The organism is Chryseobacterium sp. WLY505, from assembly GCF_030846215.1.
Classification (GTDB): domain Bacteria; phylum Bacteroidota; class Bacteroidia; order Flavobacteriales; family Weeksellaceae; genus Chryseobacterium.
Map to the genome: position 1 here is coordinate 276,986 of NZ_JAVCWI010000001.1, position 16,103 is coordinate 293,088.

Sequence of the window (16,103 nt, forward strand, 5' to 3'; positions counted from 1 at the left end):
TCAAATATAAGGAATAATAATTAACATTAAAACAAAAATTATAATTATATAAATTAAACATCGATAAGTATAAAATCTATTCTTTCGTTAATACAAACTTCATAATTAATTAAGATTCTCCTAAAGTTTTCTTAAAAACTTAGCCTTTATTTTGCCCTTGAAAAAGAAGTAAAAGAAGTAATAATGAAAAAACAACTCCACAAGAGCATCATGCTACTTGCCTTGTTTTCTGCTGGCTATGCTTTTGCACAAAGTCAGATTTTGGAAGGTAGGGTATTGGACGAGAAAGACAATACTCCTATAGAAGGGGTAAAAGTAAAAGTAAATGGTCAGGAAGTAACGACTGACATTTCCGGATACTACTCTATCAACCTTTCTCCCGGTGCCAATTACATTGTAACGGTAAGTTCCAACGGGTATAACAGAAAAGAAATCAGTGAGGTTATTATAAAGAATGAAGGTAACACTCATCTTGATATCGTTCTGGATAAACCCTCTACCAAAGAAAAAGAAATTGAGGGAGTTGTCATAAAATCAAACGCAAGAAAAGAAACCATAGCCTCTACCATCGGTTTACAAAAGAACGCAGGGGTAGTTTCTCAGGTTATTGGTGTTGAAGCGATTAAAAGAAGTCCGGACAGAAACACGGGTGAAGTTCTGAAAAGAGTTTCCGGGGTGAGTTTATTTGACGGAAAATATATTGTCGTAAGAGGTTTATCAGACCGTTATAACCAGGCGATGCTGAACGGTATTCAGTTATCCAGTACAGAACCTGACAGAAAGACTTTCTCTTTTGACCTTTTCCCTGCTAACGTTATCGAAACCCTTGTCATCAACAAAACGTTCATTCCTGAATATACAGGTGAATGGGGAGGTGCACTGATTCAGGTAAATACGAAAGATATTCCTAATAAAAACTTCTTCAATGTACAGGTAGGTGTAGGTGGAAACACCGCTACTATGGGACAGGAATTCCACATGCAGAAAGGAGGAAAGTGGGACTTTTTAGGAATTGATGACGGTTACAGAAAACTTCCTACCAATATGCCTGCAAAAAATGCTTTCAGTATTCTGACTGAAGCACAGAAAACAGAGATTGGTAAAGGATATACAAAGAATCTTGGATACAACAGTATCGGTTATCCTGAAAACTTAAGTTTACAGTTAGACGGAGGTTTCAATACGAAATTATTTGGAAAAGATTTAGGAGTAATTGCTGTTTTAAACTATAGTAACAACAAAAGAAGAACTGAGTCTACCAACCGTTTCTTTACGATCAACAACCAGCTTGCTGACACCAACTTCGATTATTTTACAGAAAAATACAGCAATGATATCATTTTAGGAGGGATGTTGAACCTTTCTTTAAAGCTGAACAACAATAATAAAATTTCCCTGAAGAATATCATTACCAACAATACGGTAAACCACATGTCCTTCAGAACAGGAAAGGACTTTGAATTTGATCCGATTAACGGTACCAATATCATGGCAAGGGAAATTGGATTTAAAGAAACTACTTTCTATAACTCTACCCTTTCCGGTAATCATAAAATTGATGTTCTTGGCGGATTGACCGTAAACTGGTACGGAAGTTTCGGAATCCTTGATCAGTATATTCCTTTGCTACAGCGTTTACAGTACAATCAATATACTACCATGCCGGGAAGTCCTTATTTAGCATTGATTTCTAATGGTCTTTCTCAGAAATCAGGAAGTGTATTCTACTCTACATTAAGTGACTATTTATATAATGCAGGAGGTGACGTATCCAAGACGTTTACGATGTTCGGACAAAAGCAAACGATCAAAGGAGGGTATTTATTCCAGGTAAAAGACAGAATATACAACTCAAGACCATTCTCTGTAAGACTTGAGAACTTCAATCAGGGATTACTTTCCCAGCCTTTTGAAACTATTTTCAATCCTGGTAATTTCGGAACTAACGGAGGATTTACATTTGATGAAATTGCTGGAAACCAGTACAGATATATTGCCAACACCATCCTTAACGCAGGATATTTACAGTTTGATAACAACTTCACACCATGGTTAAGAGCAGTTTGGGGATTAAGAGTGGAGAACTTTGACCAATTGGTAGGAAGCACGAAGAAAAGCGATGACCGTTTTGTCAATACACGTGTTACAGATTTCTTACCTGCTGTTAACTTAACATTCAAAGTAAATCCTAAAATGAATATCCGTCTTGCAGGTTCACAAACTGTGGTAAGACCGGAATTCAGAGAAGTTTCTCCTCTGGCATACTATGACTTTGACCTTGGAGCAACGGTAATTGGTAACAAATCTATCGAAAGAACTAAAATCACGAGTGCCGACCTTCGTTGGGAATTCTACCCAAGAAACGGGGAAATTATATCCGTGGCAGGTTTCTATAAAAACTTCAAAAAGCCTATCGAATTATACTTCAACCAATCAGGGGTAGGAACGAGTAACACTTTCAACTACCTTAACGTAGATAAAGCTGATGCTTATGGATTGGAAGTTGAAGCCAGAAAAAAACTGGATTTTGTAAGTGCTCTTAAAAACTTTACCCTTGGTGGAAACGTAGCATTAATCAAAAACAGAGTAACGGACGAAGCTACTAATATTGACAGACCAATGCAGGGACAATCTCCATATACTGTCAACCTAAGTCTTCAGTATGATACTGAAAAATCAGGATGGTCTTCAACATTATTATTCAACATGATCGGAAGAAGAATCCTTTACGTAGGAAACGATCAGGTTCCACCAATCTGGGAAGCACCTAGACCTCTTCTTGACTTCCAGCTTGCTAAAAAACTATGGAGCAACAAGGGAGAGATCAAGCTGAATGTTTCAGATATCCTGAACCGTCGTGCGAAATTCTACCATGACCTGAACGACAATGGCAAGTATGACAGCAAAGATGCTCTTGCTATTGAAAGACTTACAGGAACCAATATCAGTTTAACACTGGGATACAATTTTTAATTCACTCAACAAATAATCTAATAAATAATTTAATTCTTTATAACATGAAAAAGTTCGTTTTATATTCTTTAATGCTTGGCGCTCTAGTATCAACTACCGCATGTAGAAATATAGAAGAAGATGGACCTACCATTATTCAAAATGGAGGTAACGGAAACGGAGAAACTGAAAACCTTATTCTTTCAGGAAAAATCACTTCCAATACTACGCTTAAAGCAAATAAAATTTATAAGCTGAGAGGACTGGTATATGTAACTAACGGAGCTACTTTAACGATCGAGCCAGGTACAAAGATTGTAGGTGAGGCTGATAAAAACGGAGCTTTAATCATTACAAGAGGAAGCAAAATCATGGCAGAAGGAACTGCTGCTAATCCTATTATCTTCACTTCAGAAAAAGCAAGTCCTAAAAGAGGAGACTGGGCAGGTGTAGTAATCTTAGGAAATGCTCCTACTAATGCATCTTTCGGAGGAGCAAACGGAGTGGGAGAAATTGAAGGAGGGATCAACAACTCTGAAGGTCTTGGACTTTATGGAGGAACTAACGCTGCTGACAACAGTGGTGTATTAAAATATGTAAGAATAGAATATGCAGGATATGCATTCTTACCAGATAAAGAGATCAACGGCCTTACATTCGGTGGTGTAGGAAACGGAACTACAGTAGATTATGTAGAAGTTGCGTATGCTAATGATGACAGTTTTGAATGGTTCGGAGGAACAGTAAACTGTTCTCACCTTATTTCTTACAAAGGTCTTGATGACGATTTCGATACTGATAACGGTTTCTCAGGAAATGTACAGTTTGGTATTGCTGTAAGAGATTCTCAGGTAGCAGACGTTTCCGGTTCTAACGCATTTGAATCTGATAATGATGCTAACGGTTCTACTTTAACGCCTCAGACTTCAGCTACGTTCTCAAATATGACGATTATCGGGCCAATCAACTCTGCAGCTCCGGGATCAATCAATGCTTTATTCCAAAATGCGTTACAGATCAGAAGAAACTCTTCTATCTCCGTATTCAACTCTGTATTCACAGGATTCCCGGTTGGTTTATTCATTGATGCTACTAAAGGATCTCCAACAGATAACAATATCGTAGGAAACAAATTATTCTTTGAAAACAACGTTTTAGCAGGAAATACAACTCCTTTAAAATTCGGACCATCTACCTCTACTCCGACAACCTATACATTAAACGATCTTACAACGTGGTTTAATGCTAAAGGAAATACAATCCTTGCTTCTACAGCTGACGTAAAACTTGCCGGTGCATGGGCTCCTGCAGGAACTACACCAAACTTTACGCCTAATGCTGGATCTCCATTATTAACAGGTGGAGCATTTACCAACCCTAAATTAGCAACCTGGTTTACACAGGTTACTTACAGAGGTGCTGTAAAAGATGCTACGGATACATGGTATGCAGGATGGACTAACTTCAACTTATAACATATCATCATATAAGTACCTAGATTTAATTTCAAATAAAAGGCCTTCGGAAATATTTTCTGAGGGCTTTTTTTATCGTTATTACGGGATATTACAAATAGTAGGAATTTTGAATATGAATAGATGTTCACATTGTAAAATGTAAAAAGGGAATATGAACAGTTATTTTGGGGTTTGAATACAGATATTCTTTCATAAGTTTGGGCTAAAGCCTGAGGTATATTTTTTTCATTCAAACGGGCTAAAGCCCGTTCCTATTGAATATAAATAATCTCGAAATTTATAATCATAATCTCAAAACTCGAATCACGAATCCCACACCCCAAAACCTCATCATTCATCATTCATCATTCATCATTCATCATTCATCATTTATAAAAAAAGCCACCAGGAAATTCCCGATGGCAATTACAAAAAACAAGTGTATAAAAAATATATATACTTCAGATTAATTTCTCCAGAATAAATTCCCGTCATTCATCAGGGCTTTAATTTCTGACATTCTGGAAACAGCTTCGGCAGAACATGACGCGTCTGTCAGAACAATAGCGGCTTCATCACCGGCTTTAGGCCATTGCTGCTTTCCTTTTTCATCCAGAGGAAGAGTGCTTTGAGTAGCAAACTGCAAAGCTCTTGATAAGGCATATTCCGTAGCATAACCATACAGCTCTGCAATCAGATTCGCTTTCTGCAGCATATTTCCGGATCCGAAAGTACTCCAGTAATCCTGCACATTATCATTTCCGATCAATACATTTACTCCGTATTTTTTCAGGGTTGGAATAGGCATTATCTTTCCTTTAAAAGGTACAGAAGAAGCAATTCCTACGTTTCCGGCAGCCAGTCTTTCTGCAATCTGCTCTGTTTCTTTAGGAGAAAGGTGAGCTAAAGCAAATGCATGGCTTACAAACGTTTTTCCCTGAAGTGCCGGATTTTCCATGGCTTTATCAATCAGATAATTGATCGTTTTCATTCCCGACTCTCCTGCTTCATGCAGATGAATATCAATTCCTTTATTGTGATCTAAAGCCAGTTGAACCGTAAAATCCATTACTTTCTCAATATTTCCATCAATGCTCAGTGGATCCAATCCACCAATAAAGTCTACACTTTTCAGTTGGGCAGCTTCTTTCATCAAAGGAGCAGATTTTGTGTAATACACTCCATGTTGGGGAAAGGCTACCAGTTCAGCTTTGAAAGAATCTTTTTTGTTTTCAAGTGCCTGCTCAAGATGTTCCAGAGATTTCAATCCTGATGTAGGATCTATGTTGAAATGAGTTCTTGCAAAATGAGTCCCATAATGCTGCTGCAGACTGATCAGCTGTTCTGCTCTGCTTACTGAAGTTTTGAGCAATTCAGGGATGATTTCCTGTTCATAAGCGATCATATCTTTCACCGTTCTTCTTTTTGGAGAAAGTGCCTGCCATGGAAGACCATACAATGTTTTATCCAGATGGATGTGCATATCCCTGAAAGCAGGAAGCATCAGATATCCTTTAGCATCTATCGCTTGGGAAGCAGGATCATTGGCTTTTACACTTTTTATTTTTCCGTCTTCAATTTCGATACTGAACAGGTCTGTTTTTGTTCCGGTAACCTCTTCATTTTCGTATTCAAAACCTGTTTCCAGGCGGACATTTTTAAGGGAATAGTTTCCTTTTGCAGTTAATTGATAGGGAAATTTCATGATTTAAAATTTAACAATACAAAATTAAGCCGGCTTGAGGGTAAAACCGGTGTATCAATTATGTCTTGTTTTGTACAGATTATTCTTTAAACTGGGACGGTGTCATTCCTGTTTGGGCTTTAAAGAATTTGGAAAAGCTGGCATGATCATAAAACCCGAGGTCATACACAATATCTTTTACAGACATTTCGGAAACTTTTAAAAGTCTTTTGGCTTCCAGTAAAATACGGTCCTGAATAAGGGATGAAGCCGAAGCATTGAGGTTTTTCTTGCAGACAATATTCAGGTAGTTGGCAGAAATATTTAGTTTATCGGCATAGAAAGAAACGGATCTTTCTGTTTTGAAATACTCATCAATGAGATGCAGAAATTTTGAAATAATAGGATTTGAATTATAGACTTCAAAATCTTTATAAGCACCTTCCACAGATTTACTCACCAATAAACCGATGAGTTCACTTCTTTTCTGAATCAGTTCCCAAAAGACTTTTTCTCCGTTCAGTTCTTTCTGAATGGCCTGAAATTCATACAGAAAAGTCTCAAAAACTTCTTTGGAAAGATTGATCACCGGATGGTTCTGGTAATAGGAGGCAGAAAATCTTAACGAGGGCAGAAAACTTTCAAACCAATCTCTGCTGATCATCAGCTGATATCCGATGGTTTCTTTTTCAATCACCCATTGATGTACCTGGTCCGGAAAAACAAGATGAATCTGGTAATCTTTCACCTCATATTCTGTAAAATCTATGGTGTGTGAGCCTACTCCCTGCTCAAAAAGATTGATGATAAAAAAGTCATGTTTGTGCGGATCATCAATGGAGCGCGCACCGGAAAGTTCATTGAACAGCAGATTACAGCCTTTCAGCTGATTTTCACTAAATTCCTGAATTCCCAAAATAGGAAAATGATCTGTATGGTAAGCCACTCTGCCTGATTTTCTCCTAAAATTACTAAAATTTATGAGAGAAAAAACTAAAACAACCACAAAAGGAACAAAAGCTTTATCTGCATCACTCTATCTTCAGTCTCTATCTTCATTCAGTGATGGTCTCTGAAAATCTTAACAGATTCGCAGGCTTTCCCGTAAAGCTTTCATGCCCTTTGTGGTCGAAAAAACACAACTAGATTATATATTAATTTATTTAATCCTTTTTTATTTTAAATTAAAAAACAACGTTACCATTGTGAACTAAAGATTCCACCTCTGAAATTCTTGATACTGCTTCTGCGGAGCAACTTGCGTTGATCAATACAAAATCTGCTTTATCACCTGACTTTGGCCATTGCTGAGTTCCTTTATCATCCAACGGAAGAATATTTCCAGTGGCCAGTTTTAAGCTTCTTGATAATAAAAACTCTGTTGAATATCCATACAATTGTGCCATTAAATTGGCTTTCTGAAGTACACTTCCTGTCCCGAAAGTATTCCAGTGGTCTACAATGCTGTCATTCCCGGTAAGGACAGTTACGTTATGTTTATAAAGCGTTGGAATAGGCATAATCAGCCTTCCGAAAGGGATTGTAGAGACAATTCCGATCTGTGCTTCACCTAATTTTTCAGCAATTTCTTCCTGCCTCGCCGCTTCTAATTTTCCAAGAACAAAACAGTGGCTCAAATAGGTTTTCCCTTTCAAAGCAGGGTTTTCATTCACTTTTTTAATCAGATATTCTACCGTTTTCAATCCCGAGTCTCCGGTTTCGTGTAAGTGAATATCTATTCCTTTTTTATTGTCTAAAGCAAGCTGAACCGTAAAATCTACCACTTTTTCGATATCTCCATCGATGTTGAAAGGATCTACTCCACCGATAAAATCAATATCCATCTTCGCCGCTTCTTTCAGATAAGGTACGGAATCCGTATAGAAAACACCATGCTGTGGAAATGCCACCAGCTCGGCTCCAAAACCTTTCTTCTTATTTTCTAACGCTTTTTGCAGATTTTTTAATGACTGAAGTTTGGAAGTAGGTTCAATATTTACGTGACTTCTTGCATAGGAAGTTCCCTTAGACTGTAATAACTCAATCAGTTTTTCTGCTTTGAAAGTTGAATTCTTCAGCATCTCAGGAAGCATTTTCTGTTCCAGTTCTATCATTCCTTTTACCCCTCCGGTTCTTTTTCTCACCGCCTGCCACTGATCTCCATAGAACGTTTTATCAAGGTGAATATGCATATCTTTAAATGCGGGAAGCATCAATAGACCTTTTGCATCTACCGCTTTAGCATTCGGTTGGTTGGGTGAAATCTTTGTGATTTTTCCGTTTTCAACTTCTACATAAAAAAGACCTGTTTTGGTAGAAGACACTTCTCCATCCTGGTAATCAAAACCAGTTTCCAGACGAACATTTTTCAGGCTCATTTTTCCTTTTACTGAAAGATTTTTCTCATCGAAAGGCGATGCGGTCATGATATTCGGTATTAAAGTGAGTCCCGCTACAGCCAACGCTGAGTTTCGGATAAAGTCTTTACGGGAGATATTGTCTGAGGTCTTCATTTCCAATCTATTTAAGACAAAATTAAAAAGAAGTGCTCTGAACGAGGTGTATGGTTTATTACAAAATCTGTATGATTTATGCTTTGTGGTAATTATTTGGGAGAATACTTTATCATTTCCTTAAATTATCTTTTCTATACTACAAGAAAGAAAATATCCACAACGCTTGTCATTCCGCAGGAATCCCAATTATGCTGTTTTTACGTTGCTGAGACTCCTACGGAGTGCAAAGGGGACAGCCTTTACTTTTTATATAAAAGTAAGACTAGTAATTCCGGCTAGTATAAAAATAATACACATAGTTTGTCATTCCAGTAGGAATCCAGATTATACTGTTCTACTTTGCTGAGACTCCTACGTAATGAGAAAGATTGTGTTAATCTTTTTTCAATTCAAACTCTTTAAATCAAATTTCTTTTGCATAAAAAAACCGGATTTAAAAAATCCGGCTTCATGTATTTTTATTTATTTGAATATTCAAATTTTCTTACTGCTTCCAGTGTCATATCAATTTCTCTATCCTTGATGGCATCACTGATGAAATATGTTTCGTAGCCGCTTGGCGGAAGGTATACTCCATTCTGTAACATTTGATGGAAGAAATTATTGAACAATGGATGGTTTGCTTCCTGTGCTTCATCAAAGTTGGAAACACTCTTGATATGGAAGAATACAGACATCATTGAACCTTTTCTGTTGATTCTGTGAGCAATTCCTTTTTCGTTCAGAATTTTGCCGATTTCAAAATCCAATGTTTCTGTTGTTTTCTCCAATCTGTTGAAAAATTCAGAATCATTTTTAATAAGCTGAAGGGTCTTTAATCCTGCTCTCATGGCTAAAGGATTTCCACTTAAAGTTCCTGCCTGGTAAACACCGCCTTTCGGTGCAAGGTGATCCATAATTTCATTTCTACCAGCGAAAGCTCCTACCGGAAGACCTCCTCCGATTACTTTTCCATAAGTTACCAGGTCTGCTTTTACATTGAAAAGTTCCTGAGCACCTCCGAAAGCTAATCTGAAACCGGTCATTACTTCATCAAAGATTAATAAAGCTCCATTTTCATCACAGATTTTTCTCAGTTTTTGTAAGAAATCATTTTCTGGCAATACGCAACCCATATTCCCTGCAACCGGTTCTATAATTACTGCAGCAATCTCTCCCTGATTGTGACGGAATAAATCCTCAACCTGTTCGAAATCATTGTAACGTGCTAACAAAGTATCTTTAGCTGTACCCGCTGTTACTCCAGGAGAATTTGGGTTTCCGAATGTTGCAGCACCACTTCCCGCCTTGATCAGAAATGAATCTGAATGCCCATGATAGCAGCCTTCAAATTTTACAATCTTATCTCTTCCTGTGTATCCTCTTGCCAGTCTGATGGCGCTCATACATGCTTCTGTTCCTGAAGAAACCATTCTGATCTGGTCAATATTCGGGACATTTTCAATGATGAATTTTGCAATTTCTGTTTCCAGTTCTGTAGGTGCTCCGAAAGAGAATCCTTTCTCAGCCTGTATCTTCAGTTCTTCCAATACTTCAGGATGCGTATGTCCTAAAATGGCAGGCCCCCACGAGTTGATATAATCGATATAAGTATTGTCATCTGCATCGGTAAGGTAAGCCCCTTTTGCCGATTTCATAAAAACGGGCACTCCTCCTACGGATTTGAATGCTCTTACCGGAGAGTTTACTCCTCCCGGAATGTATTTGTAGGCTTCATCAAATAAAGCCGAACTTCTCTGATATTTCATATATACTTAGTTGCTGTTGACAGTTGCTGGTTGGCATTTATCTGTCAACGGTAGACTCTCAACAAAAAATTAAATTAGTTTCGTGGTTTTTTGTCTATTAAATAAATCAGCTGTCCTGCTGAAGGTTGTTGCCCTTCATCCATTCTGTTTTTAGCATATAATTTATTTAACTTGATTCCGAATTTTTGTGCGATATCATGCATATCTTCTCCGGATTCAGCTTTATAAATTGCTGTATTTCCTGTAGAATTTTTGGATTCAAGGAAAACAATGTCATTTTTCTTTAAAGTCTCCGTTTCCAGTTCATTCCACTTCATCAGTCTGCTTTCGCTAACTTTGAATTTGTTGGCAATGAATTTCACATCCGTGTCTTCAGGAATGATAATATATTTCAGTCCGTCATTCGGGTGACTTTTGATCAGAATAGAATTAAGAATTTCAGCTTTCGTTTTGATTCTTTCTACTCTTTTCTGCTGTTGTGCATAAGAAGTCTGTTTGTAAGGAACTTCTACTGTTACCGGCTCTTTCACTTTTCTGGTTGCTTTTGATGGTTCCAGTTGTGCCATGAAAGTTCTGTCGTCTTTCAGATCCGGATACATTTTGAGAACAGCATACAATACTTCATTAGAATTGGTATTGTCGTATTCGTATAGCTTATACTTTTCAATTTTAGTGATCAGAATAGAAGCATAACGTGGATTGGTAGCATACCCTGCTTTTTTCAAACCGGTTGCCCACGCTCTGTAATCTTTCATATCCAATTTGAAAAGGTTGGCGTAATATTTTCTTGTGGATAAAAATATAGAATGGTCTTCATAAGACTGTCTTGGATCGTCGTACACCCGGAAACATTCGTTGGGTGCATCATCGGTATGTTTCATTGTTCTACCGGTCCAGTCTTCTTTACATTTTATACCGAAGTGGTTTTTACCTTCCAGTGCCAGTCTGCTCTGCCCGCCTCCGGTTTCCAACAGGCCCTGGGCAAGGGTAATAGAAGCAGGAATTTTATATTTTTCCATTTCTTCTACGGCATATTTAGCAAACTTCTGAATATACTGATCTTCGGTTGCCCAAGTCTGGGCTGAAAATTTTGATAAAACTAAAAGGCTTATGGATAGAAAAAGTCTTTTCATCTTATATTTTTTATTGTTTTAAAATGAAAGATGGAACACTAAGTGTTTCATGTTTTTCAATTTTACTTATATAATTAAATTTCTATTCTGTTTTTCCAACAGCAGATTCGCTCCTTCAATTCCCTGTAAACCACCAGTGTGAAAGCATAAAATCTTACTGTTTTCAGGAAAATACCCTTCTTCTATCAGTTCAAAAACTTTCTCCATCATTTTCCCTGTATAAACCGGCTCCAGAGGAATACCGTATCTCTCCTTGAAATCATTGATAAAACGGACGTTTCCATCACTTATTTTACCATAACCTCCGAAACATGAATCTATTAGATTAAAATTCTGTCTCAAAGTTAATTCAAAAATTTTATTTTCCAGAGAAGCATCATCGACAGCTTTAAATCCTATAACTTTCTGATTCTCTTCACAAAATTTTGAAATTCCTGCAATGGTACCTCCGGTTCCAACTGCGGTGCAAAGATAGTCAAAATCTTTTGTTTGTTCGTTGAGCATCATTTTCACTCCTTCTACAGCCTCTTCATTAGTACCTCCTTCAGGAACTATCAATGCCTCAGGAAACTCCTGCTGAAGGAATTCGGTGAGCTTTTCTTTATGGCGGTATTCTTCGCGGGTGACAAATTTCAGGTTCATTCCGTTTCTTTTCGCAAAAAGTAAGGTTGGGTTATCCCTCCATTTATGCTGCAGTTCTTCTCCTCTGATAATTCCCAGTGTGGGAATCCCTGCCATATTACCTACTGCCGCAACCGCTGCAATGTGATTGGAAAAAGCACCTCCAAAAGTGATGATATAAGGATTATCAGTAACTTTTTCCAGATAGTGATTGACATTATGAAACAGTTTCCAGTATTTATTTCCTGAAATTAAAGGATGAATCTGATCTTCCCTTTTAATGAAAAGCTTTACATTTTTATCAATTGGAATTTCCTGGATGGAAACAGGTTCTGTGGGAAGTTTTAATAGCATTTCAGTTTTACGAATCAGGGGTTTATTCTTTGCAAAAGTAGGAAAAGATTTAATGTTGTGATCAGTTTCTTTTTTTCCCACAGGTAACGCAGATTTTCACAGATGACTTTTTTGATTTTTAGGCTTTTAGGTTTAGGCTAAAGCCAGATGAAAACTGTTTTTTTATAAACCGGGCTAAAGCCCGCTCCTATTGAATATTGTGTTCTTTAACCGAAATCGCAAAACCAATTTCCAAAACTCGAATCTCGAATCCCGAAACTCATCATTCATCATTCATCATTTATAATTTCAAAGGTATTTCCTGAAGTTCCAGAATTTTCTTTTTCTAAGATAATTCAGATTGTTTTCATTAGTATAGGCTTCTCTTTCAAAGGAGATTCTTCTGTAGGCCAGATAGCCGTCTTTGAGTTTGAAAAACCAGTAATAGTATTCAATAACATAGAAAATATAGAAGAAAATGACAAGCATTTCCAATTGTTGCCGTAAATGAATTTTTTCGTGATTGATCAATACATTATTTTCCTTATCTTCGGGTTTCCTAATGAAGATAAAGGGAAAGAGAGCAATGCCATTAATTTTTAATTTTTTTAAGGGCTTTTGGCATACAATTATCATAGTAACAAATATAAAAAGTTTTTTGACTAGCATTTAACTTATGGCCCATTATGACATCAAAGAAGGTGAAGACTTCTACTATAATGAACAGGGGTACAAGGTTTTTACAGAAAAATTCCATCTGAAAAGAGGATATTGCTGTAAAAGCGGCTGCAGACACTGTCCTTACGGGTACGATAAAAAGACTGATACATTCATTAAAAGTGATAAAAAAAATAAATAAAATGAAAAAATATATTTTTATTTTGTTGGCATCTGCTACATTAGGCTTAACTTCTTGTAGCCCTTTTCAGGTACGTTCGGATTATGCTGAAACCGCCAATTTCAATTCTTATAAAACATACAAAATCAGAATTGATGATCTGAAACTGAATGATATTGATAAAGACAGAGTACTGAATGAACTGTCCAGACAGCTTCAAAGCAAAGGACTTCAGTCTGGAGAAAACCCTGATCTGATTATCAACGTAAAAGCAAATCATAAAAAAATCACGGATATCAATTCCTCTTCTCCTTACGGAATGTGGGGATGGGGCGGACCATTCGGATGGGGTGTTGGTATGAACAGAACATGGACAACCAACTATAATGAAGGCGCTTTGATTGTTGACCTTATTGATGCAAAAAGCAACAAATTGGTTTGGCAAGGGATCGGAAGCGGAATTTCTGTAGATTCTCCAAAAGCAAAACAGAGACAGATTCCAGAAATTATGGCTGAGATTATGAAAAATTATCCGCCACAAAGAAAATAAGATTTAAGTCATCCATTATATAGGCCGGTACATTGTGTACTGGCTTTTTTTTATGGATAAAATTATTAAGTTTTAAATTTTGGCTAAAGCCTGATGAATGGAATTATAATGTATAATACGGTCTATAGCCAATCTTTATTGAATTGAAAACAGATACAGATATTTAACCACAACATCATTCATCATTTATCACTTATCATTCATCACTCATTATGTATCGCATACAGTGCATTTAAAATTAACAATTTTGTAATTTTTTATTCACAAAAATTGTGGTATTCTTGCTGAAACTTTATACTAAATATTAATTATGAAAAAAATCATTTTATTTTCTGTATTTGCAGGACTTGCCCACGCTCAGGCTCCTGCAGGGTACTACAATTCTGCCAACGGACTGAGTGGTGCAGCACTGAAAACGGAATTAAGCAGTATTATTACCAACGGACATATGGATAAAGGGTACAGTGGACTTTGGACAGCGTATAAAACTACTGATATCGATAAGGACTACGAAAATGACGGGACTATCCTTGATATTTATTCTGAAAGGCCTACAGGTAGTGATCCTTACACTTATACTCCGGGATCTGATCAGTGTGGGACGTATTCTACTGAGGGAAATTGCTACAACAGAGAGCATATTGTTCCTCAAAGTCTATTCAATCAGGCTTCACCAATGGTTGCAGATATTCACTTTATCAGAGCAACAGATGGTAAGGTAAATGGGATGAGAAGTAATTATCCTTTCGGAAAGGTAGGAAGTGCTTCTTTTACTTCACTGAATGGATCAAAGCTTGGAACATCAGCTTCTTCAGGATATTCGGGGACTGTATTTGAGCCGATTGATGAGTTTAAAGGAGATGTTGCCCGTATGATTTTCTATTTCGTAACCCGCTACCAAAGCAAACTTTCAACATTTTCATCAGGAAATATGTTAGGAAGCTCTACTTTCCCGGGATTACAGACCTGGGAACTTAATGTTCTGCTGGCATGGCATAATCAGGATCCGGTTTCTCAGGCTGAGATCAAGAGAAATAACGCATCCTATACTTTCCAGGGGAACAGAAATCCTTTTATAGACAACCCGAATTATGTTAACCTTATCTGGGGTTCCCAGCAGCCTTCAGGTGACACTCAGGCACCTACTGCGGCTACAGGTCTTAATGTTTCAGGAACAACTTCCAGCAGCATTTCTCTTGCATGGAATGCTTCTACCGATAACGTAGGCGTAACAGCTTATAATGTTTATATGAACGGAAGTCTGCAAACGACTACGGGTTCAACTTCTACAACAATTTCAGGGCTTACTCCTTCCACAACTTACAGTTTTTATGTGGTAGCGAAGGATGCAGCTGGAAATTCTTCATCGAACAGTTCAACAGTTTCCGGTACTACTAATTCAGGAGGTACTACTCCAGGAACCAACTGCGCCAATGAAAATTTTGAAACAATCCCTGCAGCCAATTCTACGTATACAACTAGAACATGGAGCAACGGAGGTATTTCCTGGACAGCAACGGATGCAAGAACAGACCAAACGATTAATAATAAAGCGATTACGGTAAGAAGCGGCTCTTTAACTTCCGGAAGCTCTGCAAACGGTATCGGATCTTTAACGGTAACGACACAGCTTAAATTCTCGGGAACCAATGGTACTTTTGATGTAAAAGTAAACGGAACTACCGTAGGAACTATTCCTTACAGTACTTCAGTGACAACGACGACCATTAACAATATCAACGTTTCCGGAAATGTAGTGGTAAGCCTGGTTAATAGTTCTGCAAGCAACAGAGTGGCTATTGATGATCTTGCATGGACATGTTATTCAGGATCAAGTGCAAGAATGGCTCAAAATACAGCTGCTGAAACGACTTCCAACAGTTTTAAAATCTCTCCTAACCCAATCACCAATCAGGAGATTTTTGTAAAAGGAGATCTTCAGAAGGTAAAAAAAGCGGAGATTTATAATCTTCAGGGGAAAACTCTTCAGACGATTGATCAGCCTTTCAGAAATGGCAACTCTATTAAAACAAGAAATCTTGGTCAGGGAGTGTATATTTTGAAGCTGGATCAGGTAACGATGCAGTTCTTAGTAAAATAATTCAAATACTGATTTGATATAAAAATGCCGGTTCTTTTTAGACCGGCATTTATTTTTTTTAAACTCTCGCAGATTGTGCTGATTGAGCAGATCTTTTTAATGCAGAGTTTTTATTTTTCTAATGTTTTATGTCAGAGGGCAAAGAGGAATCAGCAAGCAAATGGTTTAAC

At 37.3% G+C, this 16,103-nt stretch carries 12 protein-coding genes; 5 read left to right on the forward strand and 7 right to left on the reverse strand.

The annotated features are described in order from the left end of the window. The first annotated feature begins 183 nt into the window (after positions 1-183). The gene (locus RAH34_RS01205) at positions 184-2,973 is read left to right on the forward strand and encodes a TonB-dependent receptor (RefSeq protein WP_114819024.1); all 2,790 of its coding nucleotides are present in this window, start codon (positions 184-186) and stop codon (positions 2,971-2,973) included. A gap of 44 nt (positions 2,974-3,017) precedes the next feature. Further along, positions 3,018-4,427, forward strand: coding sequence for a hypothetical protein (locus RAH34_RS01210; protein ID WP_306594885.1), 1,410 nt, complete (start codon positions 3,018-3,020; stop codon positions 4,425-4,427). A gap of 448 nt (positions 4,428-4,875) precedes the next feature. On the opposite strand, the gene RAH34_RS01215 is transcribed toward RAH34_RS01210, so the two are convergent. The 7 genes from RAH34_RS01215 to RAH34_RS01245 form a co-directional block, all read right to left on the reverse strand. Next, a complete protein-coding gene (locus tag RAH34_RS01215) occupies positions 4,876-6,114 on the reverse strand; it encodes an amidohydrolase (protein ID WP_306594886.1) in 1,239 nt (412 codons plus the stop codon). Positions 6,115-6,193: 79 nt separating this feature from the next. Next, complete coding sequence (locus tag RAH34_RS01220) at positions 6,194-7,039, reverse strand: helix-turn-helix transcriptional regulator (RefSeq protein ID WP_306594887.1); 846 nt, start codon at positions 7,037-7,039, stop codon at positions 6,194-6,196. Between the two features lie 238 nt (positions 7,040-7,277). Continuing rightward, on the reverse strand, positions 7,278-8,606 hold the full coding sequence (locus RAH34_RS01225; RefSeq protein WP_306594888.1) for an amidohydrolase: 1,329 nt from the start codon (positions 8,604-8,606) through the stop codon (positions 7,278-7,280). Between the two features lie 461 nt (positions 8,607-9,067). After that, positions 9,068-10,357, reverse strand: a complete 1,290-nt coding sequence (gene hemL / locus RAH34_RS01230) for a glutamate-1-semialdehyde 2,1-aminomutase (RefSeq protein ID WP_306594889.1) — start codon at positions 10,355-10,357, stop codon at positions 9,068-9,070. Between the two features lie 74 nt (positions 10,358-10,431). Next, on the reverse strand, positions 10,432-11,490 hold the full coding sequence (locus RAH34_RS01235; protein ID WP_306594890.1) for a glucosaminidase domain-containing protein: 1,059 nt from the start codon (positions 11,488-11,490) through the stop codon (positions 10,432-10,434). A gap of 66 nt (positions 11,491-11,556) precedes the next feature. Next, the gene (locus tag RAH34_RS01240; protein WP_306594891.1) at positions 11,557-12,465 is read right to left on the reverse strand and encodes a 1-aminocyclopropane-1-carboxylate deaminase/D-cysteine desulfhydrase; all 909 of its coding nucleotides are present in this window, start codon (positions 12,463-12,465) and stop codon (positions 11,557-11,559) included. Between the two features lie 288 nt (positions 12,466-12,753). After that, positions 12,754-13,080 carry a hypothetical protein gene (locus tag RAH34_RS01245; RefSeq protein ID WP_306594892.1) on the reverse strand — a complete coding sequence of 109 codons (327 nt, stop codon included), beginning with the start codon at positions 13,078-13,080 and terminating at the stop codon, positions 12,754-12,756. A gap of 40 nt (positions 13,081-13,120) precedes the next feature. Here RAH34_RS01245 and RAH34_RS01250 point away from each other — a divergent pair, with 40 nt between their 5' ends. The 3 genes from RAH34_RS01250 to RAH34_RS01260 all read left to right on the forward strand — a co-directional run bounded on the left by RAH34_RS01250 (position 13,121) and on the right by RAH34_RS01260 (position 15,933). Continuing rightward, positions 13,121-13,303, forward strand: a complete 183-nt coding sequence (locus RAH34_RS01250; protein ID WP_047434227.1) for a DUF5522 domain-containing protein — start codon at positions 13,121-13,123, stop codon at positions 13,301-13,303. A 1-nt stretch (position 13,304) separates the two neighbouring features. Continuing rightward, positions 13,305-13,832: a DUF4136 domain-containing protein gene (locus RAH34_RS01255; RefSeq protein WP_110011388.1), complete on the forward strand. Its 528-nt coding sequence runs from the start codon at positions 13,305-13,307 to the stop codon at positions 13,830-13,832. 310 nt (positions 13,833-14,142) lie between these two features. Further along, positions 14,143-15,933 carry an endonuclease gene (locus RAH34_RS01260; RefSeq protein ID WP_114819014.1) on the forward strand — a complete coding sequence of 597 codons (1,791 nt, stop codon included), beginning with the start codon at positions 14,143-14,145 and terminating at the stop codon, positions 15,931-15,933. Positions 15,934-16,103: the final 170 nt, after the last annotated feature.